The organism is Pseudomonas sp. AS2.8 (assembly GCF_014190935.1).
Lineage (GTDB): Bacteria > Pseudomonadota > Gammaproteobacteria > Pseudomonadales > Pseudomonadaceae > Chryseomonas.
Window position 1 is genome coordinate 440,683 of sequence record NZ_JACHVV010000004.1, and the last position, 25,858, is coordinate 466,540.

22 protein-coding genes and 2 pseudogenes are annotated in these 25,858 nt (G+C 68.9%); 10 read left to right on the top strand and 14 right to left on the bottom strand.

Annotated features, from left to right (window positions below):
- Positions 1–23 precede the first annotated feature (23 nt).
- Positions 24–2,255 carry an FUSC family protein gene (locus FHR73_RS18695; protein WP_183633247.1) on the bottom strand — a complete coding sequence of 744 codons (2,232 nt, stop codon included), beginning with the start codon at positions 2,253–2,255 and terminating at the stop codon, positions 24–26.
- Between the two features lie 164 nt (positions 2,256–2,419).
- On the opposite strand from FHR73_RS18695, the gene FHR73_RS18700 reads away from it, so the two are divergent.
- Positions 2,420–3,352: a LysR family transcriptional regulator gene (locus tag FHR73_RS18700; RefSeq protein WP_183633367.1), complete on the top strand. Its 933-nt coding sequence runs from the start codon at positions 2,420–2,422 to the stop codon at positions 3,350–3,352.
- 184 nt (positions 3,353–3,536) lie between these two features.
- Here FHR73_RS18700 and FHR73_RS18705 read toward each other — a convergent pair whose 3' ends face one another.
- From FHR73_RS18705 to FHR73_RS22925, 7 genes and pseudogenes are all read right to left on the bottom strand, one after another.
- On the bottom strand, positions 3,537–4,070 hold the full coding sequence (locus FHR73_RS18705) for a cytochrome b (RefSeq protein WP_183633250.1): 534 nt from the start codon (positions 4,068–4,070) through the stop codon (positions 3,537–3,539).
- Between the two features lie 89 nt (positions 4,071–4,159).
- Positions 4,160–5,449 (bottom strand): arsenic transporter, encoded by a 1,290-nt coding sequence (locus tag FHR73_RS18710; protein ID WP_311630476.1) that lies wholly within the window; start codon positions 5,447–5,449, stop codon positions 4,160–4,162.
- Positions 5,450–5,476: 27 nt separating this feature from the next.
- A complete protein-coding gene (locus FHR73_RS18715) occupies positions 5,477–6,580 on the bottom strand; it encodes a metallophosphoesterase (RefSeq protein ID WP_183633252.1) in 1,104 nt (367 codons plus the stop codon).
- Position 6,581: 1 nt separating this feature from the next.
- Entirely contained in the window at positions 6,582–7,886 is a 1,305-nt protein-coding gene (locus FHR73_RS18720; RefSeq protein ID WP_183633253.1) for an MFS transporter, read from the bottom strand.
- A 251-nt stretch (positions 7,887–8,137) separates the two neighbouring features.
- Positions 8,138–9,091, bottom strand: coding sequence for a bestrophin family protein (locus FHR73_RS18725; protein ID WP_183633254.1), 954 nt, complete (start codon positions 9,089–9,091; stop codon positions 8,138–8,140).
- A 283-nt stretch (positions 9,092–9,374) separates the two neighbouring features.
- Positions 9,375–10,088 carry a methyl-accepting chemotaxis protein gene (locus FHR73_RS22920; RefSeq protein ID WP_372240112.1) on the bottom strand — a complete coding sequence of 238 codons (714 nt, stop codon included), beginning with the start codon at positions 10,086–10,088 and terminating at the stop codon, positions 9,375–9,377.
- A 204-nt stretch (positions 10,089–10,292) separates the two neighbouring features.
- Positions 10,293–10,997 (bottom strand): annotated as a pseudogene (locus FHR73_RS22925) (methyl-accepting chemotaxis protein); the annotation flags it as partial.
- A 211-nt stretch (positions 10,998–11,208) separates the two neighbouring features.
- Between FHR73_RS22925 and FHR73_RS18735 the strand changes: the two are divergent.
- From FHR73_RS18735 to FHR73_RS18745, 3 genes are read left to right on the top strand one after another with little or no spacing between them, the layout of a single operon-like run.
- A complete protein-coding gene (locus FHR73_RS18735; protein ID WP_183633256.1) occupies positions 11,209–14,064 on the top strand; it encodes a DUF748 domain-containing protein in 2,856 nt (951 codons plus the stop codon).
- A gap of 17 nt (positions 14,065–14,081) precedes the next feature.
- Positions 14,082–14,366, top strand: coding sequence for a DUF2845 domain-containing protein (locus FHR73_RS18740; RefSeq protein WP_133862215.1), 285 nt, complete (start codon positions 14,082–14,084; stop codon positions 14,364–14,366).
- Positions 14,363–14,662 (top strand): DUF2845 domain-containing protein, encoded by a 300-nt coding sequence (locus FHR73_RS18745; RefSeq protein WP_183633258.1) that lies wholly within the window; start codon positions 14,363–14,365, stop codon positions 14,660–14,662. The genes FHR73_RS18740 and FHR73_RS18745 overlap by 4 nt, the downstream gene beginning before the upstream one ends.
- A gap of 293 nt (positions 14,663–14,955) precedes the next feature.
- Here the strand turns inward: FHR73_RS18745 and FHR73_RS18750 are convergent, their stop codons facing one another.
- Positions 14,956–15,738, bottom strand: coding sequence for an NAD(P)H-dependent oxidoreductase (locus FHR73_RS18750; RefSeq protein WP_183633260.1), 783 nt, complete (start codon positions 15,736–15,738; stop codon positions 14,956–14,958).
- An 85-nt stretch (positions 15,739–15,823) separates the two neighbouring features.
- Here FHR73_RS18750 and FHR73_RS18755 point away from each other — a divergent pair, with 85 nt between their 5' ends.
- Positions 15,824–16,726 carry a LysR family transcriptional regulator gene (locus FHR73_RS18755; protein WP_183633262.1) on the top strand — a complete coding sequence of 301 codons (903 nt, stop codon included), beginning with the start codon at positions 15,824–15,826 and terminating at the stop codon, positions 16,724–16,726.
- Between the two features lie 155 nt (positions 16,727–16,881).
- Positions 16,882–17,583 (top strand): glutathione S-transferase family protein, encoded by a 702-nt coding sequence (locus FHR73_RS18760; RefSeq protein ID WP_183633264.1) that lies wholly within the window; start codon positions 16,882–16,884, stop codon positions 17,581–17,583.
- A 140-nt stretch (positions 17,584–17,723) separates the two neighbouring features.
- Here the strand turns inward: FHR73_RS18760 and FHR73_RS18765 are convergent, their stop codons facing one another.
- On the bottom strand, positions 17,724–18,233 hold the full coding sequence (locus FHR73_RS18765) for a nucleoside 2-deoxyribosyltransferase (protein ID WP_183633266.1): 510 nt from the start codon (positions 18,231–18,233) through the stop codon (positions 17,724–17,726).
- A 246-nt stretch (positions 18,234–18,479) separates the two neighbouring features.
- Here FHR73_RS18765 and FHR73_RS18770 point away from each other — a divergent pair, with 246 nt between their 5' ends.
- Positions 18,480–20,198, top strand: coding sequence for a diguanylate cyclase (locus FHR73_RS18770; protein ID WP_183633268.1), 1,719 nt, complete (start codon positions 18,480–18,482; stop codon positions 20,196–20,198).
- On the opposite strand, the gene FHR73_RS18775 is transcribed toward FHR73_RS18770, so the two are convergent.
- Positions 20,195–21,640: a PLP-dependent aminotransferase family protein gene (locus FHR73_RS18775; protein WP_183633369.1), complete on the bottom strand. Its 1,446-nt coding sequence runs from the start codon at positions 21,638–21,640 to the stop codon at positions 20,195–20,197. The genes FHR73_RS18770 and FHR73_RS18775 overlap by 4 nt on opposite strands.
- A gap of 168 nt (positions 21,641–21,808) precedes the next feature.
- Here FHR73_RS18775 and FHR73_RS22930 point away from each other — a divergent pair.
- A pseudogene (locus FHR73_RS22930) lies at positions 21,809–21,916 on the top strand (hypothetical protein); the annotation flags it as partial.
- Positions 21,917–22,002: 86 nt separating this feature from the next.
- Here the strand turns inward: FHR73_RS22930 and FHR73_RS18785 are convergent.
- The gene (locus FHR73_RS18785) at positions 22,003–23,049 is read right to left on the bottom strand and encodes a metal-dependent hydrolase (protein WP_183633270.1); all 1,047 of its coding nucleotides are present in this window, start codon (positions 23,047–23,049) and stop codon (positions 22,003–22,005) included.
- Positions 23,050–23,052: 3 nt separating this feature from the next.
- Positions 23,053–23,802: an alpha/beta fold hydrolase gene (locus FHR73_RS18790; protein ID WP_183633272.1), complete on the bottom strand. Its 750-nt coding sequence runs from the start codon at positions 23,800–23,802 to the stop codon at positions 23,053–23,055.
- Positions 23,803–23,946: 144 nt separating this feature from the next.
- Between FHR73_RS18790 and FHR73_RS18795 the strand changes: the two genes are divergently transcribed.
- The gene (locus FHR73_RS18795) at positions 23,947–24,651 is read left to right on the top strand and encodes a glutathione S-transferase N-terminal domain-containing protein (protein WP_183633274.1); all 705 of its coding nucleotides are present in this window, start codon (positions 23,947–23,949) and stop codon (positions 24,649–24,651) included.
- 83 nt (positions 24,652–24,734) lie between these two features.
- Here FHR73_RS18795 and FHR73_RS18800 read toward each other — a convergent pair whose 3' ends face one another.
- Positions 24,735–25,001 (bottom strand): DksA/TraR family C4-type zinc finger protein, encoded by a 267-nt coding sequence (locus FHR73_RS18800; RefSeq protein WP_027599993.1) that lies wholly within the window; start codon positions 24,999–25,001, stop codon positions 24,735–24,737.
- Between FHR73_RS18800 and FHR73_RS18805 the strand changes: the two genes are divergently transcribed.
- Positions 25,000–25,836 (top strand): CDP-diacylglycerol diphosphatase, encoded by an 837-nt coding sequence (locus tag FHR73_RS18805; protein WP_260175747.1) that lies wholly within the window; start codon positions 25,000–25,002, stop codon positions 25,834–25,836. The genes FHR73_RS18800 and FHR73_RS18805 overlap by 2 nt on opposite strands.
- Positions 25,837–25,858 lie beyond the last annotated feature (22 nt).

Here is a 25,858-nt window from a genome sequence, read left to right on the forward strand (position 1 = left end):
GTCGGATTTTGGCGGGCTGCTGGCTAGCCTTCGTCGCGCGCCGGTGGCCGGGGCTGCGGCAGGTACCCGGCCAGGGGCGAATCCGGCGCCAGCAGCGCGGTGCGGATGACATGCAGGTAGCTGGCGATGCGCCGCAGGGGCGAGCGGTCGAAGTCGCCCGGCGAGGGCTCCAGGTGGCGCTGGGCCTGGTGCGCCAGGAGGATGGCCTGGTCCACGGCGGTCAGCGCGCGGGCCAGGTTGGCGGCATCGGGCTGGCGAGCCAGCCGCACCAGCGCCCGGCCCAGGGCGCGGATCGCCAGGCGCCAGGCACGCTGTTCGCGATACCAGGGCAAGGGCGGCAGCGCCGCCTGTTCCAGGCGCAATTCGATGATGGCGTGGCCCAGTTCCAGGCTGAGAAAGGTCCAGCGCAGCAACTGCCGCTGCACCACCGGCTGACCCACGGTAAGCACCTGCACCTGGTTGAGCAGATCGCGCAGACCGGAATCGAAGCGGCCACTCAGGCCGGCCAGGGGCGCGCCTATGGCGTGGACCAGGCGCTCGCGCAGGGCATCCTCCAGCCGCCGCCAGACCCAGGGCTGGCTGGGCGGCAGCAGCACGCTGACGGCCACCACCGCCACGCCGCAGGCCACCAGGTAAGCCAGGTAGGTGTTGCAGAAGAGGTCGGCGTCGTAGCGCGGCAGATTGCCCGGCAGCGCTGCCGAGCAGAACCAGACCATCAGCCCGGTGCCATAGCCGGCCAGGCGCGGACGGGTGATCAACCAGGCGCCGGCGGTGAACACCGGCGCCAGCACCAGCAGCAACAGCGCGAAGCCATCGATCCAGGGCAGCACCTGGAAGTGCAGCAGGCCACCGGCCAGGGCCCCGACCAGGGTGCCACCGGCCAGTTGCAGGCAATAGCGGCGCGGATCGGCCGAGGTGGAGGCCAGCGCCGAGATCAGTGCCGCCGCCAGGGTGCAGGCCGCGCCGCTCGGCCAGGCGGTCTCGATCCAGAACAGTCCCACGCCCAGCACCACCAGGGCGCTGCGCAACCCGGCCATCCAGGCCACCGCGCGACTGGCGAGCGGCGTGAAGGTCTCGCGCGTCTTGGGTGCGGTGCTGGTCGGTACGTCCAGCTCCAGCTGGGTATTCAGCAGCAGATGCAGATCCTCGGCGAAGCGATAGAGCAATTCGGCGGCGGTATCGTAGTCGAGCCGGTCGACCTCGGCCGCAGGCGCCGTGCGAGCCAGTTGCTGACGACCGGCGCGGATTGCCGCCATCAAGGTTTCACGCTCCGCGGCCAGGCGCTCGTTGAGCCGGCGCAGATCACGCTCTTCCGGTAGCCGGCCGAGGCTCGGCGCCAGGGCGGCGGCGATCAGTTCCAGCGCGGGCGCCAGGGCCTGACGCACCGCCGGCGGCCGCTCGGCCAGGCGCTCCAACAACTGGTAGAGGGCATGAAAGCGGGTGTTGAGCAGCATGAGGCGATTGCCCAGGGCCGCCAGGCGCCCGCTGCGCCGCCGCAGATAGGGCTCCTCGAAGACGCTGGCGCTGCGCAGGCTTTCGAAACCCACGGAATCGGCGGCGAAGCGGGCGCTGAGCGTGGCGAAGCGTTCGGCCTCGAGGCGGCCGAGCAGGCCGTCATGGGCCATGGCGAGGAAGTCGCGCAGGCGCTGCGCCAGGGTGCGGCGCAGGACGCCGCGGGTGGTCTGCGGCAGGATCGCCACGCTCACCACCCCGGCGCAGCAGATGCCCAGGGCAATCTCCAGCAGCCGCCAGATCGCCTGCAGGAAGGCGCCCTGGGGCTGGGCCACCGCCGGTAGCCCGACCAGGCAGGCGGTATAGCCGGCCAGCAGGAAGGCATAGCTGCGAAAGTCGCGATAGCGCGCCGCCCCGCGGGTGCAATAGCCGATCCACAGCCCCAGGGCGCCGAGCAGCAGCACCCGCTCCTGGGCGAACAGGGCGATAGCGGCCACGGTAAAGCTCAGGCCGGCCAGGCTGCCGAGGATGCGATAGAAACTCTTGGCCAGCACCTGGCCGCTCTGCGGCTGCAGGACGATGAAGACGGTGACCAGCACGGTGCTCGGTTGCGGCAGTTCCAGGCGATAGGCCAGCCACAGGGCCAGGGCCGCGGCCAGCAGCGCCTTGGCGATGAAGGCCCAGGTCTGGCCGTCGGTACGGCCCCACTCGCGAGCAGCGCGGCGCCAGGCGTTGCGGCTCGGCCAGCGGGGGCGGGAAAAGGCAGCGGGAGGCCGCGCGCGCGGCGGTGAGGCGAGAGGCATGCTGGGCAACGACGGGAGCGAGCGGAAGGGGCGAGACGCAGCGTCTCGGTGGTCATTCTAGAAAGCCCCGCCCACCCGGATTAAGCCGGGTATGGCAGCAAAGAGCCTTAACCAACGAGCGGGTAATGGCCCACAATGGCCCTTTCCACCGCCCTGCCCCGTCCATGGATCATCTCTTCAATCTGCGCGCCTTCGCCTGCGTGGCCCAGACCGGCAGCTTCACCGCCGCCGCGCGCCAGCTGGAACTCACCACCGCCTATGTGTCGCGGGCGGTCAGCCAGCTGGAGCAGCACCTGCAGACCCGGCTGCTGCACCGCACCACCCGCCAGTTGCGCCTGACCGAAGCCGGCGAACGCTACCTGGTGCGCTGCCAGCGCATCCTCGCCGATCTCGACGAAGCCGATGCCGAGGCCCGCCACGCCCTGGCCGTGCCGCGCGGCCGGCTGCGCATCCACACCATGACCGGCCTCGGCCAGCACTACCTGATCCAGAGTCTGGCCAGCTATGGCGAGCGCTATCCCGAGGTCGACCTGGATCTGCAACTGACCAACACCTTCACCGACATCCTCAAGGAAGGCTACGACCTGTCGCTGATCCTCGCCGACGGCCTACCGGACTCGGCCTTCTGCTCGGCGCGCCTGGGCAGCACCCACAGCGTGCTCTGCGCGGCGCCCGCCTACCTGGAGCGCCAGGGCCGGCCGACCACCCCGGCGGAGCTGACCGGGCACCGCTGCCTGCGGCTGGTCAATCGCGCCATGGCGCCGGATCGCTGGTTGCTGGAAGGGCCGGAGGGCTTGGCCGAGGTGGCGGTGGATCGACCGCCCTTCCAGGTCAACACCGCCGATGCCCTGGCCGAAGCCGTGGCCAGCGGCCTGGGCATCGGCGCCCTGCCGCTGTACGCCGCGGTCGAGGGTCTGGCCAGTGGCCGTCTGCAACGGGTGCTGCCCGGGCACCGGCTCTATGCCCTGGACATCCATGCGCTCTATCCCTCGCGGCGCTTTCTCGATGCCAAGATCCGCACCCTGGTGGACCACCTGCGCGAGACCCTGCCGGCCCTGCTGGAGCGCGACCGGCAGCGGGTGGAAGGCAGCGCCTAGGTTCTGTACGAAAAGTCGCCGAACGAAGGTCAGGCGAGGCCTGGGCGGCCCCGCGAAAACGCTGAGGAAGCGGATCGGACTCGCGCTCGAGTTTACGCGTGGTAAATGAGCATTCCGACGGGGCTGGCCATCCAGGCGGTTTTCAACGACGCATCACCGAGTGCAGGCAGTTTTCGTACAGAACCTAGAGGCGTTGCTCGGGGAGCATCCGCTCCAGCGTCCCGTCCCGGCGGATCGCCACATGCCAGACCACCGCCGCCACGTGCAGCAGCACCAGGCCATAGACGGCGAACTGGCCGGCCACATGGATGCGATTGGCGAGGATGCCGAGGGCTTCGTGCCGGGGAAAACCCGGCAGGGAAAACAGCCCGAACACCGGCACCGGCTGGCCCTGGCCGGCCATCAGGTAGCCGGTCACCGGCATCAGCAGCAGCACGGCATAGAGCAGGCCGTGGTTGAGACCGGCGAGCAGCCGCAGCAGGCGTCCATCGCGGGGGCTGGCGGGCGGCGCAGGATGCCGCCAGCGCCAGGTCAGGCGGATCAGGATCAGCAGGAACACCGAGATCCCGGTGGATTCGTGCAGCAGGTACCAGAGGGTACGCACCGGTCCGGGCGGAAAGTTTTCCGCCACCCAGACGAAGGGCAACAGCAGGCACAGCAGGGCGACGGTCAGCCAGTGCAGGGCCTGGGCGAAGCCGGTGTAGCGGTCGATGGCCATGGGCGATGCTCCGTAGCGGACGAGCCCCGATAGTGCCCCAGGCGCAGCGACAACGCCGCTACGCCTGGGGACCGTCCGTCAGAGCTGGCTCAAAGATGGATAAGCGCAGCCAGCGCCAGCAACAGCGCCGGGATCATCACCACGGCGCCCAGCTTGAGGAATTGCCAGAAGCTCACCGACAGCCCTTCGCGGCGCAGCGCGGCCAGCCACAGCAGGGTCGCCAGGGAACCGGTGATGGACAGGTTGGGGCCGAGGTCGATGCCGATCAGCACGGCACCGGCGATCTTTTCCGAGACATGGGCGGCCTGCACCGCTGCCCCCGCCAGCAGCCCGGCCGGCAGGTTGTTGACCAGGTTGCTGCCAAAGGCCACCAGCAACCCGGCGCCCCAGGCGGCGCGCTCCGGGGTCGCCTGGGCGGCGGCCTGCAGCTGATTGGCCAGCGCCTGCAGTACCCCGGTGGTCTCCAGGGCTTCCACCAGCACGAACAACCCGGCCACCAGCGGCAGGACGCCCCAGGAGATGTGCTTGAGCAACTCCAGGCCGCCGCCGCGCTTGCAGGCCACCACCACCAGGAAGGTGGCGAAGCCGGCGAGGAAGGTCGGCAGACCCAGCTCCAGATCCAGCGCCGAGGCGCCGAGCAGCACCAAGATGGTCAGGATCAGGCCGCAGCCGGCGATGCGTCCGGTGGTGGGCAGCGCCTCTACCGCGCCCCCTTCGGAAAGCCGCTCGGCGCGCAGGACCTTGGCCTGGGTCGCCCAGAGAGTGAGGAAGGTCGCGGCGATGGCCAGGATCGACGGCACCGTGAACAGCGCCAGCCAGCGGCTCAGCTCGGGCATGTGCTCGGCGAAGACCACCAGGTTGGCCGGGTTGGAGATCGGCAGCACGAAGCTCGCCGCGTTGGCGATGAAGGCGCAGGAGAACAGATAGGGCAGCGGATTCTTCACCTTCGCCGCGCGGGTGGCGTAGTAGACCGCCGGGGTCAGCACCACGGCGCAGGCGTCGTTGGAAAGGAACACCGTGACCAGGATGCCGACGCCATAGACCAGCGCGAACAGCCGCAGCGCCGAGCCCTTGGCCGCGCGCACCGCGTGGCCGGCGACCCAGTCGAACAGCCCTTCCTTGCGGGCGATCTCGGCCAGCAGCATCATGCCGATGAGGAACAGATAGACGTCGGTGCCCTTGGCGATGCCGTGCCAGACGCCGTCCAGCGGCAACAGCCCGAACACCGCCAAGAGTGCGGCGCCGGCGACGGCGAACAGGGCCTCTGGCAGACCGAAGGGCCGCGAGACCACCCCGAGGGTGGCCAGGGCGGCGATGACCCACGTCAGGACGTGGGGAGTGGTGATGATGGACCCCATGAAAGCGCTGTTCCTTCTAATCGATTCGCGAGACCGGCCTGGCCGACCTCACCATTTGCGGCCATTGCGATTGGGTCCCAGCTGGGTCCCCAGGACGCCCCTGGCCTGCCATTCACCCAGCTGGGTGCGATCCGAACCCCAGTCGGCGGGCGCGGCGACGGGGCACAGATGACCGTTCAGCTCCACCTCGTCACGGTCTTCGCCGCCCTGCGCATCCCGGACCCGGACCTGCAAGCGACGCACGCCCTCCGGCACGGGTCGGTCACCCCGATAACGGCCCTTGCCGAGCGGCTGCAGGGGCCACCAGGGACCGTCGTCGCAATGCCATTCGCAAGCCGTGAGCTCGCTCTCGGCCAGCACCAGCACCCGGCACTCGCGGACTTCGGCCACGCCGGCGCCATTGAGGCGGGCATCACCGGGCGCGGTGATCTGCACCCACGGCCAGCCATCGGGCAATTCGCGAAAGCGCCAGCTCACCGCCGGACCATCCAGGGTGACCAGCGCGAATCCTACACCGCCTTCCTCGATCTGGCCGGTGGATCTGCAGGCGGCATAGAGCACGCCGCCGTCGTGGGCCAGTTCGTTGTAGTGGGTATGGCCGATCTCCACCAGGCGCACCGGGCCCTCATGCAGCAACCGCGCCACCCGCTCGGCCTCGCCGGGCCCCCGCAGGTCCGCCGGATAGCTGTGCATGAAGACCACGCAGCGCTGCTCCAGCCGGGTCGCCTGGTGCAACTCCTGCTCCAGCCACTGCACCTGCTCGCGGCCAAGGCGGAAATCCGGCCCGCCGATGCCCGGCCCGCACATGTCGAGGAACAGGCAACGCACGCCGCCCACCTCCCTGGCATAAGGCAGTTGCGGCACCTGCAACTCGGCATAGAAGGGCCCGAGATCGCCGCCTTCCATGTCGTGGTCGCCGGTGATCACCGTTACTGGCAGCGGAAAGTCGTCCAGCAGGCGCTTGAGCAACCGATACTGCTCCGCGGTGCCATTGTCGGCGTTGTCCCCGGGCAGGTAGACGAAATCCAGTTCGGTGCGCTCGCGCAGGCGCTGCAGGAGGGTCTGCAGGTCCCGGGCGTTGTCGGCCTCGGCGGTGGTCAGGTGCAGATCGCCGATATGGGCGAAGGCGAGAAAATCATCCTGGCGTGCCATTTCAGCCTCCCACCACCGAACCGGTGGAACGCGCCGCCTCCCCGGCGACGTGCTCGTCGCGGGTCTCCGGCATCAGCAGCAGATAGAGCACGAAGCCCACCGCGGCGATCGCCGCCAGGGTGGTGAAGGCCGCGGCGTAGCCGAAGCGGACGATGATGATCCCGGCGATGGTGGCACTGATCGCCGCGCCCAGCCCCTGGGCGGTGGCGATGGCGCCCTGGCTGACGTTGAAGCGCCCGCTGCCGCGGGTCAGGTCGGCGACGATCACCGGCATCAGGGCGCCATAGATCCCCGCGCCGATGCCATCGAGCAATTGCACCGCCACCAGGTAGTAGGGACTGTCGGAAAAGGTGTAGAGCACGCCGCGGATCGCCAGCACGGCGAAGGCGAAGAGAAAGATCGGCTTGCGCCCGAAGACATCGGCCTTGCGCCCCACCAGGATGGCCACCGGCACCATCACGCACTGGGCGGCGACGATGCAGACGGCCACCAGCGAGGTGGCGCTGTCCTTGCCGACGATATGGGTCAGCTGCTGGCCGACCGAGGTCAGCATGGCGGCATTGGCCAGGTGGAAGATGGCGGCCAGCAGTGCCAGCAGTTGCAGCTTGCGATTGGCCAGCAGCGCCTGCCAGGCCGACACCGGCTTGGCATCGCGGGCACCGACGTCGTCGCCCAGCCCCTGGGCCAGGTCATCGTCGATCTCGTCCTGGGGCACCCGGACGATGGCGACGATGGAGGCCGCGGCCAGCAGCGCCATCAGCCAGAACACCACGGTGGGACCGAAGAAATAGGCGAGGCCACCGGCCAGCGCCGCCGAGACGGCATTGCCGGCGTGGTTGAAGCCTTCGTTGCGGCCGATGTGCTTGGTGAAGGCCTTGGGGCCGACGATGCCCAGGGTGATGGCCGCCAGCGCCGGGGCGAAGATCGCTGCCGCGGCATGGGCCAGCGACTGGGTGGCCGCCACCACGTAGAAGTTGGAGACGAAGGGCAGCAGCACGCTGCAGATGGTCACCACCAGGGCGGCGACGCCGACCATGAGGCGCTTGTGGCGGGTGCGGTCGATCAGGGCGCCGGCCGGGGTCTGGGCGATCAGCCCGGCGATGCCGGCGAGGGTCATGATGAAACCGGCGGTGGCCTCGTTCCAGCCCTCCCCCGGACCGCGCACGGCGATCAGGTAGATGGCGAGATAGGGGCCCAGGCCGTCGCGGACGTCGGCCAGGGTGAAGTTCAGGGCATCCAGGGCATGGCGCGCGCGGCGAGAGGGTTCGGCGCTGGCCCCGGCGGTCGGGAGACGGGTTTCGGACATGAGCGGGCATCCGTAGCGAGATATAGGTCGCGGGACGCAGGTCCCACGGCACCTCTCGCCCCGGCCCGCCAGCGGCCCACGGCATGACCCGCTGGGCCCCAGCCAACCACCGCTGCCAGGGGAGATTGCAAAATGTGACCGGAGCGAAGCGGCGCTAGTGCCGTGCCCTCACGAAAGAAATGCCTCTGGCGCGGGACTTTCCGCACGTTTTCCACCCTGGCGGCCCGGCGCCCCCCAGGTAACGCCGCCGATCAGGCCACCCGTCGGCTCGGCGCGGCGTCGACCTCGGGCTGGGCCAGGGCCACGGCGCTGCCCTCTTCGCTGCGCGGCCTCAGCATCGACAGCAGGTTGGCCTCGATGGTGGCGCACAGCTTGTCCATGGTGATCTGGTGCTGGCTGTCGGCGAAGGGCGCCTGCAGATCGCTGCCGATGCGCTCCAGGGCCAGCAGCATGAAGCCGACCACGGTGGACACCAGCGGGGTGAACCAGCCAAGGGTCGAGACCAGGCCCAGCGGCATGGCGATGCAGAACAGAAAGCTGAACAGCTGCGGAAAGCAGACATAGGGATAGGGCAAGGGGGTGTTGGCGATGCGCTCCATGCCGCCCTGCCAGTTGGACATGTCCACCAGGGTCTCTTCCAGCCGCGCCAGGCGGATGCTGTCCAGCCGGCCCTGGCGGTATTCGCTGGCGATCAGCTCGGCGGTGCCGGCGAGGATGTCGTTGGCGAAGTTGAGGCTGCCGTCGGCCAGCGCCAGTTCGTGGCGGGCCAGATAGGGCGCGGCCGCCGCGGCCGGGTCCTGGCGCTTGAGCTGGGCGCGCAGGGCGTGCAGATAGCCCATGTGCCGACGCAGGAGCACCGCCTTGACCCGGTTCTGCGCCCTGCCCTGGTCGTCGATCAGGGTCAGCACCTGGCGGCCGAAGCTGCGCGAGCTGTTGACCATGGCGCCCCACAGGGTGCGGGCCTCCCACCAGCGGGCATAGGCACTGTTGTTGCGAAAGCTGATCAGCACCACCAGCGCCGAGCACAGCAGGGTCAGGGGCGTCAGCGGCAGGTCGAAGCGCTCGTCGACGAACAGCATGGCGTCCACCGTCACCGCCACGTCCCACAGCAGCAGACCGAACAGCGACCAGCCGACATAGCTGAAGGTGGTGCGCAGGAACTGGATCTTCTTCTGGATGGAACGGAGCTGGATCGGACTGGACATCTGCTACTCCCGGCGGCGCGGATTCTCGATTCGCGGTTGCCCTGGCTGTCCTGTCGTCACGCCGCGAGCCGCTGGGCCCGTCGCCGCGCCTCTTCCCTGAGAATGCAACCTGTTCGCGAGACTAGTCGGCGGTCCTTAAGTCAAACTTAATCCGGAGCGACGGGCGGATCATGGCAAAGTGCCGTGCCAGAGCGCTCCGCCTTCACCCTAGCGCCTCTAGCCAGTGCCTTGACGACCGTCCGACCGCCGATCGGCGACTGCCCGGGCTACCGGGCGATACCGCTCAATCCTGCAGCCGACCAGCCAGCCGGGACAGGTCCTGGGACACGCCGTGCAGGCGTTCGCTGGCACTCTGCGTCCGTTGCAGATCCTCTTCATTGTGCCGGGCGACAGTGACGATTTCCGCCAGGTTGCGGGCGATGTCCTCGGCCACCGAGGTCTGCTCTTCGGCCGCCGTGGCGATCTGCCGGTTCATGTCGCGAATGGCTTCCACGGCCAGGGTGATGCTGCGCAACCGCTCGCCCGAAGCCACCACCTGATCGCGTCCGGCACTGCTTTCGGCGGCGCCCGCACGCACCGCCTCGGCGGCTTCGTGGGCGGCGCCCTGCAGCGTCGCGATCAGCTGATGGATCTCGCTGATGGAACTGGCCGTGCGCACCGCCAGGCTGCGCACCTCGTCGGCCACCACGGCGAAGCCACGCCCGGCGTCCCCTGCCCGAGCGGCCTCGATGGCGGCGTTGAGCGCCAGCAGGTTGGTCTGGTCGGCGATGCCGCGAATGACCTCCAGCACACTGCCGATACGCTCGCTGTCGTGCTCCAGGCGGGCGATGACGGCGGCGGTGCGGGTGATCTCGGCATGCATCCGTTCGATGGTGGCGATGGTCTGGGTCATGCTCGTCTCGCCTTCCTGGGCCGCACGATCCGCATCGTTGGCCGCCGTGGCGGCGCTGCCGGAGTGACGGGCCACCTCTTCCGCCGTGGCACTCATCTCGTGCATGGCGGTGGCCACCTGATCGGTACGCGAAAATTGGTCGCGGATACCCTCGCCGCTGCGCTGGGCGATGGCCCCCAGCTCCTGGGTGGTGGCATCGAGCGCCCCGGTGCCCTGGCGCAACTGGCCGGCCAGATCGACGAAAAACTCGCGCAGGCGGTTGGCGGCGCGGGCCAGCCGCCCCACCTCGTCGCGCCGCGACTCGGCCAGGGGCTGCCCCAGGCGTCCCTCGCTGAGCTGGACCAGTTGCTCGGTGACCCGCCCTAGCGGCCCGACGATGCGGCGATTGACCAGCCAGGCGCTGAGCAGGGCGATCAGGGCGGCAAAGGCGAGCATGGCGCCGACCGCCAACAGCACGGTGCGCCGCGCCTCGGCACTCAGGGCCTCGGCCTGGCTGTTGGCGCGGGCGTGCAACGCGGTGACCAGAGCGGACAGCTGCTCGCTGGTGGCCCGGTCGATGCCCTTGACCGCGGCATCGCCCTGGGCCGCGGCATAGTCCGCGGCGACATAGGCCGCCAGGCCGCGTCGATAGGCTTCGCCCATCTCCCGGTGGCTCTGGGCGAGTTGCTGCAGGCGCTGGCGCAGTTCGGGTTCGTCGGCCCGCCGCTGCAACTGTTCCAGTGCGGTCTGGACCCGCGCTTCCTCTTCCTGGAATTGCTTCCAATAGCGCTCGCGCTGGTCGGCGGCACCGCCACGCAGCAGCACGTTCTTCCACTCCTGCACCTGGGACTTGAAGGCCAGGTTGGTGGCGTCCACCAGCCGCGCTTCCTCCAGCGGGCCGGTGAGGAGTCTTTGATAGCCGTCCAGTTGGCGGGACAGCAGGCCGAAACCGGCCAGGGCCAGCGCCAGCAACAGGACCAGGCCGCCGCCGATGAGCAACAGCAGTTGAGCACGCAGGGAACGAGAGGGATTCATGGCAAGGGACCGAGAGGATGGCGCGGCCGGTCACTTCACTGCACTTTTATTGCAATAAGGTTTCAACTAGTTGAAAGGCGGACTATTACCGCCATACGGTCACCAGTCGCCCCCAGAAGGTCGGTCCCACCGCTTTTGGGACGGCCAGCGCCCTCGTCGCCGGGGGCGCCGTGCCATAATCCGAGGCACCTTCGCCGTCCCAGATGCCTGCATGTCCAGAATTGTGAAAGCGAGCCTCGTGCTGCTCGTGCTCTTGGCCCTCTACAGTCTGCTCGGATTCCTGGTCGGACCGCGCCTCGCCCTGCACTACCTCAACCAGACGCTGGCCGAGCGCCTCACCCAGCCGGCCCAGCTGCAGGCCCTGAGCTTCAATCCCTTCACCCTGCAGCTGCACGCCGAAAAGCTGCTGATCGGCCCGGCGGACCATCCTCTGGTCGCCGCCGAAGGCTTCTCGGCCGACCTGCAGTGGGACAGCCTCTGGCGGCGCACCCTGCACCTGACCGAGGTGCGCCTCGACCAGCCCCAGGTCGATCTGCGCATCGCCAAGGGCGGCCAGGTCAATCTGGCCCAGCTCTGGCGCAGCGAGCCCGCGACCCCCGCCACCTCGACGCCGGCCGCCACGGAGCCGGGCCAGCCCTTCCCGGTGCACATCGAGCGCATCGCCCTGGTCGGGGGCCGCCTGCATTTCCTCGACGCCCAGGGCGCCCAGCCGGTGGAAGCCACCTTCACCCCCCTGGATGCCACCCTGCAGGAGTTCCGTACCCGCAGCGGCGACACCCCCGGCCAGCTGGCACTGACCGCCACCACCGCCCAGGGCGGCCAGCTCACCTGGAAGGGCAGCCTGGATCTCCTGCCGCTGCGCAGCGAAGGCGACCTGACCCTCAAGGGCGTCAGCCTCGCGCCCTGGTGGCCCTATGTGCGCAACCAGTTGCCACTGGCACTGGGCAAGGGGCGGCTGGAAGCCAGCGCCCACTACCGCCTGGACCTGAGCAAGACGCTGCAACTGCAACTCAGCCAGGGCCGCCTGGCGCTGGACGACGTCGCCGTGCAGGCGGTGAACGCCGAACCCAAGGCCAGCTTCAAGCGCCTGGCCGCCGAGGGCATCGCCCTGGATCTGCAAAAGCGCGAGGTCAGCATCGCCCGCCTGCGCGGCAACGGCCTGGATGCCTGGGGCAATCGCGAGCAGGATGGCAGTCTCGACTGGCAGAGGCTGTTCCCCACCAGCGACGCCCCGAGCAGCAGCGGCCCGGGCTGGCGCGTGCGCCTCGACGACGCCCAGCTCAGCGACAACCAGCTGCACCTGGTGGACCGCGTGCCCCAGGAGCCGGCCAGTCTCTACTTCAGCGGCCTGGACCTGGCCGTGAAAGGCTTCGACACTGCCGGCAACAAGCCCTTCGACGTGGCGCTCAAGACCACCCTGGGTGATCGCGGGCGCATCACCGCCAGCGGCCAGCTGGCGCTGACACCGCTGCAGGGCAGCTTCGACGTCGGCATCGACGAACTCAACCTGCGCCAGGCCCAGCCCTATCTCAGCCCCTATGTGCGCCTGGAGATCCGCAGCGGCCAGCTGGCCAGCCGGCTCAAGGTGGCCCTGGCCCCGGGCGAACCCCTGGGTCTCACCTTCAGCGGCACGGCCCAGGTCACCCAGGTGCACGTGCTCGACACCCTGCACCAGCAGGACTTCATGCGCTGGCAATTGCTAGACCTGCAGGGCATCGCCTTCGAGCTGGGCAAGCGGCTGGTGATCGACAAGATCGACCTGGAAAAGCCCTATGGCACCCTGGTGATCAACGCAGACCTCAGCAACAACTTCAGCGCCCTGCTGGTCCCCCAGCCGAAGAGCGAGTCGAAGGACAGCTCGCCACCGCTGCAGATCCGCATCGGCGGGGTGAGCATCAGGGACGGCAGCGCCGACTTCGCCGACAACAGCCTCAAGCCCGGCTTCGCCACCAACATCCAGTCGCTGGAAGGCGGCATCGGCACCCTGGACACCGCCGCCTCCAAGCCGGCCGACATCCACCTCGCCGGCAAGGTCGATCGCTTCGCCCCGGTGGAGATCAAGGGCCGTCTCGATCCCCTCGATCCCTTGCAGCAACTGGACGTGACCGCCTATTTCCGCCAGGTCGAACTCACCACCCTGTCGCCCTATACCGGCAAGTTCGCCGGCTACGCGGTGCGCAAGGGGCGCCTCGACCTGGACCTGCAATACCGCATCGACGACGGCAAGCTGCAGGCGCAGAACCACGTGGTGCTCGACCAGCTGGAACTGGGCGAGCGGGTGGACAGCAAGGACGCCGTGGACCTGCCGGTGCGCCTGGCGGTGGCCCTGCTCAAGGACAGCCACGGTCGCATCGACCTGCGCCTGCCGGTGGCGGGCAATCTCGCCGACCCCAACTTCAGCGTCATGCCGGTGGTCTGGCAGACCCTGCGCAATGTGCTCAGCCGCGCCGTCCAGGCACCCTTCCGCATGCTGGCGGGACTGGTCGGCGGGCACGAGGCGGATCTCAGCGCCATCGACTTCGCCGCCGGCAGCACCACGCTCTCGGCCCAGGCCCGCGGCGAACTGGACAAGCTGGCCGCGGCCCTGCGCCAGCGGCCGCAGCTGACCGTCGAGGTCAAGGGGCACGCTGGCGCCGCCAGCGATGGTCGCGCCCTGGCCGCCAGCCAGCTGGAAAAGGACTTCCAGACCCAGTACTTCAATCTGCTGCAGCGTCGCGGTGACAAGGTCCCGGCCGATCCCAGCCAGTTGCAGGTGCCCGCCGACATGCGCGCGCCCCTGCTGGAAGGCCTGTACCGCCTGCGACTGCAGGCGCAACCGCCGCAGGAATGGGATAGTCTTGACGATGCCACCCGCACGGCGCGCCTGCGCCAGGCGGTGCTCGAAGCCTGGAGCGGCAACGACGGCCTCCTGCGCAGCCTGGCCCAGCAGCGCGCGGGTGCCATCAAGACCTATCTGGTGGACACGGCGAAACTGGATGCCCAGCGGGTCTACCTGCTGGACGTCAGCACTCAAGCCCAATCCGGTGAATCGCCCACGGCCGCGCAGTTGCAGCTCGGGGTGCTCTGACCGGTCAGGAGACCCCCATGCGTTGCCTGCTCGCCGCCCTCACCCTGCTGGTCGCCACCGGCGCCGCCGCCGATTCCATGAGGTGCGGCAACGCCCTGGTCAGCCGGGGCGATCGCGCCTTCGAAGTGCTGCAGAAATGCGGCGAACCCGCCCACCGCGATCTGGTGGGCTACGAACTGGGCCGCAACGAACGCCGCGAGGCGGTGATCGAGGAATGGGTGTACGGCCCGAAGAACGGCGCCAACTACATCCTCACCTTCGAAGCCAACCGCCTCACTCGCATCGAGTTCCAGCGCCAATGAGCCTGCGCCCCCTGCTGTTGCTGCTCCTGCTCGCCACCGGCACCAGCCAGGCCGCGTCGCTGCGTTGCGGCAGCGCCCTGGTCTCCACCGGCTCCACCACCCACGAGGTTCGCGGCAAGTGCGGCGACCCGCTGAGCGTCACGCCGCTGGGCGAACGCCAGGTCACCGACGGCTACGGCTATCGCCAGGTGGAATTCGTCGAGGAATGGGCCTACGGCCCCTGGAACGGCATGCTGTATTTCCTCACCTTCCGCGGCGGCCGCCTGGACCAGGTGGACAGCAAGAGAGCCAACTGAAGCGACTCGCCTTGAATGATTCGCGTGGACGAGGCTGCGCCGTCGTCCACCCTACAGCCGGTAGCGTTTTCCACTGTCTCGACCAGGCCAACTGCGCTGCAGTCCATGCACTGCATGTAACCGCCCCCTCTCCCCCTGGAAGAGGGCTGGGGTGAGGGAAGCGTCGTAGGTTGGGCTGAGTGCCAGCGAAGCCCAACACCGCCCAAGGCCCAACCCCGCTGTTGGGCTCAGCTACGCTCAGCGCCAACCTACGGTATGAGCCCCGAGCCATGGCAACCAGGACGCGTCAGCCTTCACTCTTCCCGCAGATGAATTTCCAGCCCCGTCCGCCCCGGCGCCAGCTCGGGCTTCAGGGTCAGTGCCGGAATCTCGTAGTCCCCACCATTCTGCCGCCGGAACGGCAAGGGCTCATCCGTGGCCAGTCCGTCCAGCCGTGCCCCATAGGCCTGGCACAGCCGCTCGAAGGCGGCCGCGTCGACCTTGCTCGTGCGATAGACCGGAAACGGCGGCAGCACGCTGAAACCGGGATAGAAGAGGATGCCGTGCTGGATGGGAAAGAGGATGTCATCCAGCGCGCCATTGATGCCTCGCGCGCTGTAATGCGACGCCCAGCCGCCACAGGTCACCACCAGCATGGCGCGCTTGCCGGCCAGGGTGCCTTCGCCATAGCGGTCACCCCAGTGAGTGTCGCTGTGCTCGCCGACGCCATAGGCGAAGCCGCAGGCATAGACGCGTTCCACCCACCCCTTGAGGATGGCCGGCAGGGAAAACCACCACAGCGGAAATTGCAGGATCAGCACATCGGCCCACAGCAACTTGGCCTGCTCGGCGGCGATGTCTGCCGGTTGTCCACCACGGGCATAGGCGCGCTGGGAATCGACGACCGCATCGAAACGCTCGCCGGGTGCCAGGTGCGGAGCGTCCGCGGCATCCAGGGTGGCCTTCCAGCCCATGGCATAGAGATCTGAAAGCTGCACCTCATGGCCGGCCGCCTGCAGATGGGCAACGGCGAAGTCGCGCAGCGCGCCATTGAGGGAGCGGGGTTCGGGATGGGCGTAGACCAGCAGGACCTTCATGGTGATCACCTCGTGAGAAGAGGTACCCAGGCTAGAAGCAGTCGCGCTATGCTGAAAATGAATTACCGAAACATCAGCCATTGCCATGCACAATAGCTTAAGGCGTCTCGACCTCAATCTGCTGGTCACCCTCGATGCCCTGCTCGTCGAACTCAACGTGACCCGCGCCGCGCGCCGGCTCAACCTGGCGCAGCCCACCGTCAGCCTGCAGCTGGGCCGTCTACGCCAGTTGCTGGACGATCCCCTGCTACTGCCTGGCCCGCGGGGCATGCGACCCACGGCACGCGCTACGGCGCTGCGTGAGCCCTTGCGCCAGGCACTGGCTGCCCTGGACGAGGCCCTGGCACCGGCCGCCCCCTTCGAACCGGCGCGCGCCGAGCGAATCTGGCGCATCGCCGCCAGCGACCACAGTGCGACCACCCTGCTCACCCCGCTGCTGGCTGACCTGCGTCAGCAGGCGCCCGGTATTCGCCTGGCGCTGCTGGACAAGAAGCCAGCCTTGCTCGCCGACCAACTGGAGGGGGATCACCTGGACCTGGCGCTGGACGTGGCCGATACCGCCGCAGCGGGACTGCGCCAGCGCCTGCTGTTCACTGAGCACTATCTGCTGGCGGGCCGGCGCGGCCATCCGGCGCTGCAGCAACCTGTGTCCCTGGAAACCTTCTGCCAACTGGATCAGGCGCTGGTCTCGCCAAGCGGTGGCGGCTTCGCCAGCGTCACCGATCGCTTGCTGGCGGAACAAGGCCGCGAACGCCGGGTGGTGCTGTCGGTGCCCCACTTCGCCACCCTGGCCAGTGTCCTGCTGGTCAGCGACCTGGTGGCCCTGCTGCCCGCCCAGATCGCCCTGAATCATCCCGGCCTGCAGGTCCAGCCGCCACCCCTGGCCATCCCGGGCTTCGACATGCTGCTGCTCTGGCCTGAACGCCTGCACCGCGATCCCGCCCATGCCTGGCTGCGCGAACGGATCGTCGCCAATCTCGTGACCTGAATGGCGGCCTGACCAATCGACTTTCTGCATGGAGGGCATACAGCGGCTTGGCTGTTCATCAACGGCCCTGGCCCGGCATCCTTGGTCACCTCAGACGAACGCAACACCACTGCCCGCAGTCGCATGTTTCGTCACTGTCCCTTCCGGAGCCCGCCATGGCCAAGCTACGCCTCTTCACCTCGCCGTCCGCCTTTCCCAATCCGCAACGGCTGCGGCTGTTCATCCATGAAAAGGGCATCGCCGATCAATTCGAGGAAGTCATCCTGAAGATGGCGCCCGAAGGCGAGCAACGCCAATGGCAGCATCTCAAGCGCAATCCCTGGGGCGAGACCCCGACGCTGGAATTCGCCGAAGGCGGCTACCTGGCCGAGAGCGCGGCCATCGCTCGCTATCTGGACAACAGCCATCCCGGTCGCAAGGTGCTGGGCGAAACGCCGCTGGAGCAGGGCCAGGACGCCATGTGGAACGATCGCATCTTCGTCCATGTGCTCTATCGCATCGTGACCATGTTCCATGTGCAGCACGAAGGCCTCGGCCACAAGCTGGAGCTGACCCACAATCCGCAGTGGGGCGAGCATTGCCGCAAGGAGGCGCTGATGCACGCGGCGCTGGTGGATCGGCACCTGGCCGATGGCCGCGAATGGCTGCTGGGCGGCGCGGCGCCGACCTTCGCCGACATCACCCTGTGCACCGCCATCGCCTTCTCCAAGTTCCCCACCAATCAGACGCCCCTGGACGAGCGCTTCGAGCACCTCGCGGCCTTCTGGGCGCGCTGGCAGCAGCGCGACAGCTTCCGTGCGGCCTATGCCGACGGCCAAAGTGGACTGGACGAACTGGCGTCCCTGGCGCGCGGCTGATTCCGTTCAGACCGCTCTCCTCCCCCGGTCAAGGCCACGTAGCGTGGAAAACGGCGCAGCCTTTTCCACTGTCCTGACCGCCAACCACCCCCTCTCCCTCTTGGAGAGGGCCGGGGTGATGGGCACACGCCCCCGCCCCGCTAGCCCAGTTGCTCGCGCAACACCGCCAGGGCCTCCTCCGGGCCCCCGACGACGATACTGGCCGACACCGCCAGCATCAGATTGAGCGGTAGGCCGAATTCTTCCAGTGTCCAGCCGTCACGATCCAGCAGCCCCTTGCCCACCCACTCGGGATGGCGGGCGCGCATCCGCTCGGCCAGGCTGCCCGCCTCCGGCACATGGCCGACCACCGGCTTGCCCAGGGCGACGGCGTAGCCCACCTCGAAACAGGTGCCGCTGTCAGGCTCGGCGCCGCGAAAGAAATCCAGGCTGGCCAGGACGCCATCCGCCTGCTCGATCAGCACCAGATTCGCCCGATAGATCCAGGCGGCCTGCGCCCCGGGTTCGGTCAGCTCCGGGGGAATGGCGTTGTCCAACGGAAACAGACCCGTACAGCCGTGACGGGCGCACAGCGCCTTGAGCGCCTCGCCCTGGGCGATGGCATCGGGACGGAAGACCTCGGGACCGGCAAGATAGATACGGGGTGGCATGGCGGGACCTCGCGAAAAGGGCCAGTGTAGAGCGTGGGCAATACCGCGTCTGCGTGACAAGGTTTCCTGACACCTGCGCCTTTCGTGCTGCCGGCATGACCGTTGGCTCCATAACCCATCCGCCCGGCCCTGGCTGTATACGTTTTGAAAGCTAGACCTTTTAAGATCGGCGCACCTTGAGAGCCTGACTCCCCCGCTGTCTGGAATCGGCTCGTATCCTGGGCATGCTCGCTTCGGTGTCGCCTGATGTCTGGCCGCTTCCTCCTGACCGTTCACCTCAATCGACTGATTAATGCCTTGCTGGTCGTGACCTCGCTCGCCACCGCCTGCGGCATGGCCCTGCTCGTCCAGCAGGCCCATGAGAATTCGACAGGCATGCGCCTGACCCGTGACCAGTTGCCGGTCTACGCAGAGGCGCTGCGGCTGGTGGAAGCCGTCTCCGCCGAGCGTGGCCCGACCAATGCCCTGCTTGGTGGCCGCGGCGGTGATAGCCAGGAGCTCGCGCGCGCCCGGGCCCTGAGCGATCAGCGCTTCGCCCGGCTACAGGCACTGCTGCAGGGTTGCCAGCAATGCAGCGTGACCGCCGAGCAGGCGGAAAAAGGCTATCAAATGCTGCTGCAGGCCCGCGCCCGGGTCGACCAGCGCCTCTGGGCGACACCGGACGATCCCGCACCCCAGGACATCGCCACCCTGGTCCAGGGCATGTTTCGCGCCCTCGACAGCAACTTCATCACCGCCGATCTCACCCTGCACGACCTCATCCAGCGCAGCCCGGCGGTGGCCATCTACCTGGTCAATGCCAAGCTGGCCGCCCGCCTGCGCGATACGGCCGGACGCCTGGGCTCGCTGCTGACCCCGGCGCTGCAGGCGCAGCGCCTGCCCAGCGGGGCGGAACAGGTCCAGCTGCTGCAGACCCAGGGCCGCATCAACCAGTTGATGGACCTCCTGCGCAGCAATCTCAATCTGGCGCCCGGTCGCCCCGAGCGTGATCGCTTCGAGCGGATGCAGAATCGCTACCTGGGCGAAGGCCTGGACTGGTACCACCAGACCCTCGCCGCCTTGGCAACCGGCACGGCGCCCAGTGCGGCCAGCTTCGCCCAGGGCTATGTCCCGACCATGGTCAGCATCCTGGAGTTGCGCGACGAAGCCCTGAGCCTGGCCCGTGACGAAGCCGACGCCCTGGCGCGCGAAGCCCAGTTGCGGCTGCTGCTGACCATCGCCGCGGCGGTGGGCATCCTGCTGGCGCTGGGCACCGGCCTGCTGTTGCTCAAGCAGCGCCTGCTGACGCCGCTGCTGGCCAATACCCAGCGGCTGCTCAGCCTCAGCCGGCGCGCCCGACCGCTCGGGACGGTGGCCGCAGACGACCCGCGCAGCCTGTTCGCCGCCTTCGCCCAGCTGGAGGACGAATGGCTGCAGGCCGATCGGCTGCGTGAGGAGCGTGACGCCCTGATCGCCGAGCTGGGCATCCGCGCGGAGACCGACTACCTCACCGGTCTGGCCAATCGCCGCGCCTTCGAACGCGAGCTGGCGCAGGGCGTGACCAGCACGCCCGGGCAGTTGGCGGCGATCACCTTCGATGTCGATCACTTCAAGCGCATCAACGACACCTACGGCCATGCCGCCGGTGACCTGCTGCTGCAGCAACTGGCGCAGCGTTGCCGCGAGCTGCTGCGTCCCGGCGATCGCATCGCCCGGATCGGTGGCGAGGAATTCGCCGTGCTCGCCGACGTGGCCCAGCCGGCGGATGCCCTGGCACTGGCCGAGCGCCTGCGCCAGGGCATCGCCGAGACGCCCTTCGCCGTCGGCCCGACCGAGGCGCTGCCGGTCACCGCCAGCTTCGGCGTGGCGGTGACGCCGCGACTCGCGGAAGGCGTTCCCGTCCGCCTGCTGGCGCAAGCCGATGCCGCCCTCTACCGGGCCAAGCATCGCGGGCGCAATTGCAGCGAGATCGCCGAACTCGGCTAGACCGGCACCGCCAGCGACCGCGGCAGCGCCTCGTCGAGCAGCCGGCAGGCGGCCTCGCCCACGCGCCGCACGCCCTCCTCGATCCCCGGACGCTGGGCCTGGGCATAGTTCAGGCGCAGGCAGTTACGGTACTTGCCCGAGGCGGAAAAGATGCTGCCGCAGGCGATCTGCACGCTCTGGGCGAGCAGTTCGCGATTGAGTCGATGGCTGTCGCAGGCCTCGGGCAACTCGACCCATAGCAGAAAGCTGCCCTGGGGCTGGCTGACCCGGGTACCGGCGGGAAAGTAGCGCTGCACCCAGGCGCTCATCAGGTCGCGATTGCGCTGGTACTGGGCGCGCATGCGCCGGACGTGCACGGTGTAGTGGCCGGCGGCGATGAATTCGGCGATGGCCAGCTGCGGCTGGGGCGCGGTGCAGCCGGTGCCTATGTACTTGAGGTGCAGGATGCGCTCGGCATAGCGCCCGGGCGCCACCCAGCCAACCCGGAGACCGGGCGCCAGGGTCTTGGAGAAGGAACTGCAGAGGATCACCCGGTCGTCTTCGTCGAAGGCCTTGAGCGACCGCGCGCGCGGATAGCCGTAGAGCAGGTCGCCATAGACGTCGTCTTCGATCACCGCCAGGTCGTGCTTGCGCGCCAGGGCCACCAGCTGGCGCTTGTTGGCCTCGGGCATGCAGTAGCCCAGGGGATTGTTGCAACTGGGGGTGAGCTGGATGGCGCGCACCGGCCATTGCTCCAGGGCCAGTTCCAGCGCCGGCAGGCTGATGCCGGTACGCGGATCGGTGGGAATCTCCAGCGCCTTGAGGCCCTGGCCCTTGAGGGTCTGCATCACCCCGTGAAAGGTCGGCGAATCCACCGCGACGATGTCACCCTCCTGGCAGGTGGCGCGCAGGGCAACGGCCAGGGCCTCGTGGGCACCGCTGGTGATGACGATGTCATCGGCGGTGAGCATGCAACCGGCGTCCAGCTGCAGTCGCGCCACCTGTTCGCGCAGCGCCGCCACGCCCTGGATGCTGTCGTATGACAGCCCGGCATTGCCCGGCCGCCGCGCCAGTCGCGCCATGCCGGCGAGCAGCGGCGCCAGGGTCGGCGCTTCGGTGTCCGGCAGGCCGCGGCCGAGTTGCACCCGTACCGAATCCGGGGTGCTGGTCATCAGCTCCCGTACCGGCTCCCAGCCGGAGACCTCCACCGGCCAGCGCGCCGGTCGGGTCACCCGCGGCAACTCGATGGCGCGTCTTTCCAGGCGGACGAAATAGCCGGACTTGGGCCGGGGCTCCACCAGGCCCCGGTCTTCCAGCAGCCGATAGGCCTGCTGCACCGTAGCCAGACTGACCCCGTGCTCCTGGGCCAGGGCGCGCACCGACGGCAGGCGTTCGCCCGGTCGATAGAGGCCCTGTTCGATACGGCGGCCGAGGGCATCGGCCAACAGCTGATAGCGAGTCATGCCCGGACTATAGCGGCGCGGACGGGAATCGCGCGCCATACAGATGGCCACGCCGTGCACCATACAGCTGAGCGCTGTAAGGCGGCTGTATGGCCGACAACCCGCCGGCCTGGATCTGCCCCTGAAGCGGCTGGCGGCGGAGCATGGAGACAGCCCAGGAGAGACGCCATGCCCAGAGACCCCAGCCTTCACGACCAGACCCGCACCAGCGGCTGCTGGCTGCTGTTCCAACGCCAGCTGACCACCCGCCGCATCCTGCCGGAGCTTACCGACCGGGAACTGGCCGATATCGGCCTGGACCGCCATACCGCCCTGCGCGAAGCCCGGCGCCCCTGGTGGCGACTGCTGCTGGAGGCCTGGCGTCAGTCCGGCAGGCGCGACAGCCGCGCCGCCCAGTCCGCCACCGGTGCCGGCGATTCCGGATGCCAGAGTCTGCGCCAGACCACCGCCAGCTGTTCGCGACCGCCTCGCTCGCGCGGCCACAGCGAGGGTTCGGCGACCAGTCGCCAATCGCTCGCCTCGCGCTGAGCCAGGGCGAAGCGGAAGGTATGGTAGCCGGTGGCACCCAGGCGCAGATCGGTTACCACTAGGTCGTTGCCCAGGCGGTCGTAGCGCAGCCAGTCATCGGTGAACCAGCGCAGCCGCTGCTCGGCCGGCGAATCGGCGAGGATCGGCGCCAGTTCGCCACCCCGTGGCAGCGGGACCAAGGCGGGCGGGCGGTCGTCGAACAGTCCTACCCAGGTTTCCCGGTAGCGCTCGGGCCCGTCATCCACCATGACCCGCCAGAGCAGGCTGGTGAACGGTAGCGGCGCGCTGAACAGGCGGGCATCTGCCTGCCCCTGGGCCGCCAGCACCTGGCGCACCTGACGCTCGGCGGAATATTTCGCCACCAGGGTCCAGCCCAGATAGGCCGTGGAGAGCAGCAAGGCCACCATGGCCAGCCGCGGCGAACGTCCGCGCGGACCGACCAGCAGTCCGGCGAGTACCGCCACCAGCAACGGCAGGGTATAGAGTGGATCGATGATGAAGACGCTGGACCAGGCTACCGGCGTCGTCGGCAGCGGCCAGAACAACTGGGTGCCATAGGTGGTGAAGGCGTCCAGTAGGGGATGGGTGACCAGCACCAGCCAGAGCGTCAGGAACAGGCGTCCCTGGCTGTAGCCCGGATCGCGGCAGCGGCCGCAGATCCCCGTCAGCAGCAGGGCCAGTCCAGTCAGCACGAACAGCGAATGGCTGAAGCCGCGGTGGTAGGTCATCTCCTTGACCGCATCGCCGTAGTCGATGACCACATCGAGATCCGGCAGGGTGGCCAGGGCGGCGCCATAGAGGATCGCGCGCCGACCCTGCCAGCGACCCAGCAGGGCGGTCTGGACGGTGGCGCCGAGCACGGCCTGGGTCAGCGAATCCACCGGTCAGAGCGCCTGGGCGAAGTCGAGCATCAGCCGCGCCAGGGCCTGGGGCGTCTGCAGCGGCATCAGGTGGCCAGCGCCGGAAATGACCTCCAGCCTACTGTTGGGAAAGGCCGCCAGGGTGGTGCGGCGCTGCTCGTCCGGACCCGGCACCTGCTGGTCGTCGGCGCCGCAGACCAGCAGCACCGGATAGTCCAGGGTGTCGATCCGCTCGCTCCAGTCTTCGCGACTGCCGTGATCGACCCAGGCGCGCCAGGCCTGCAGATTCAACCGCTGGGCATCGGCAATCACCACCTCGCGGATGGCGTCGGGCAGGCGGTGGGCGCTGGATTCGTCGACGAAGGCCTCGGCCTCCGCCCGGCTCTTGCCATAGGCGCGCTGGGCATCGCGATCCGCCTCGCTCATGGGCTGCGGTCCGGGCGGCGAAGGCGCCACCAGGATCAGCCCGACCAGATACTCCGGTCGCCGCGCCGCCAGCACCACGGCCACCTTGCCGGTCATCGAGTGGCCGACCAGGATGCAACGGTCCAGACCCAGGGCGCGGATGCTGGCATCCACCTGATCGGCCATCTCGGCCACGCTGTAGCCCTCGACCGCGGCGGCGTCGCCGAAGCCCGGCGTATTGAGCGCCACGCAGCGGTGTTCGCCGTCCAGGTAAGGGACGGTGGGAAACCAGGTGCGGTGCGAGCCGCCAAGAAAGTGCATGAGCACGAAGGTGGGCGAACCGCTGCCCTGCTGGCTGTGGGGAAGCATTGGGAGTCCTCGGTGCGGGGCGGAAGGCGGATACGTCTCAGATGGAGGGGTAGGCATCGCGCTAAGTTCCGCTTCGCTGCAGGCCTGGCAACCCGGGCCGCGCTGGCCGGTCTCACCCAGAACCGTCCCCTTCAGGAGTCCACCATGGCCGATCTGTCGCGCTTTCCCATCACCCATCGCTGGCCTGCCCGGCATCCCGAGCGCCTGCAACTCTATTCGCTGCCCACGCCCAACGGCGTCAAGGTCGCCATCCTGCTGGAAGAACTCGGCCTGCCCTACGAGGTGCATCGCATCGACTTCGGCCAGGACGACCAGCACACCGTGGAATTCCTCTCCCTGAGCCCCAACAACAAGATCCCCGCCCTCCTCGATCCCGACGGCCCCGGTGGCGAACCCCTGGGGCTGTTCGAATCCGGCGCCATCCTGCTCTATCTCGCGGAAAAGACCGGGCGCCTGCTGCCCGAGGACCCGGCGCGGCGCTACCAGGCCATCCAGTGGCTGATGTTCCAGATGGGCGGCATCGGCCCCATGTTCGGCCAGCTCGGCTTCTTCACCACATTCGCCGGCAAGGACATCGAGGACCCGCGCCCCCGCGAGCGTTATGTAGCCGAAGCCCGGCGCCTGCTCGGCGTGCTGGATGGCCAGCTCAAGGGCCGCGCCTGGATCCTGGGCGCGGACTACAGCCTCGTCGATATCGCCACCTTCCCCTGGATCCGCGCCCTGCTAGAGGTCTACCAGGTGGCCGACCTGGTCGGCTTCCAGGACTTCCCCGAGGTGCGTCGCGCCCTCGACGCCTTCCTCGCCCGCCCGGCGGTGCAGCGCGGCCTGCAGATCCCGGCAGCGCCCTGATGCCGGACGACGTTGAGCTGGGGCTGCGCCAGCAGGCGCTGGCGGCAAGTCCGGTCTTTACACGCTGGCAGGCCGCCCCAGCCCTAGCGCAACTGGCTGTCCTTGCTCGCCCGCCGGTTGTAGCCCCCGGCACGCTGGTCCTCGGCGTCCTGCTCGGACTGGCAGCGGATGCACAGGCGCACGCCCGGCACCACCTGGCGGCGCGCTTCGGGGATGGCGTCGCCGCATTCCTCGCAATGGGTGAGGCTCGCGCCCCGGTGCAGACGGCTGCGGGCGCGCTGCACCGCATCGTCCACCGTGCTGTCGATCTGTTCCTGAACCGCGCCGTCTCCGGCCCAACCATTGGCCATGGCTGATCTCCCGCTGCATTGCCCTGATAGCCATTGGAAGCGTCGCGCGCGCAGTTGTTCGCTGCCGACCGGCGGCCGCTCGTCGTGGCGGCGCCTGCTGTGGCTGCTGATGCTGGGCGTGGCGCTGACGGGGTGCTCCAGCCGCGACCTGCTGCGCCAGGTCACGACCGGGCTCTGCGTGCCCAATGCCCGGCTTACCGGTCTGGCGACCCCCTGTCGCCAGGTGGTCGGGGAGCCCGGCTTCGCCGTGCTGCGCGCGCCGGGTGAGCGACAGCATTTCATCCTGGTACCCCTGCGGCCCCTGCGTGGGCTGGAAAGTCCGGCCCTGTGGCAGCCCGGCCAACCCAACTGGTTCGCTCTGACCTGGCGCCAGCGCTGGTACCTGAGCGCCTGGGGCCAGGCGCCGGTGGCGGACGAGCGGATCGCCCTGGCCCTCAATGCCCCCAGCGGGCGCAGCCAGGATCAGTTGCATGTGCACCTGGCCTGCCTACGGCCCGAGGTGCGCGAGCAGCTCCTGCCCCTGGCGCCCGCTTTGGACGAACACTGGCGCGCGCTGCCAAAGGCACTGGCGGGCAGTCGTTATCAGGCGCGGCGGCTGAGCGAAGCCCAGTTGCTGGCGGCGGATTTCTTCCAGGCCCTGGCCAGCCAGCCGCCCTATCCACTGCCGGACCCACGGCTGTCACTGGCGGTGGTGGCGCTGCCGAGCCGGGACGCCAGCCGCCAGTTCCTGCTGCTGGCCGGCCGCGCGGGCAGCCAGCCGGGCGACCAGGGTTCGGCCGAGCGTCTGCTGGCGGCGGACTGCCAGGGAACGACCGGGACCCCGGCGACTCAATAGCGCCAGCGCGCCAGGAGGCCCC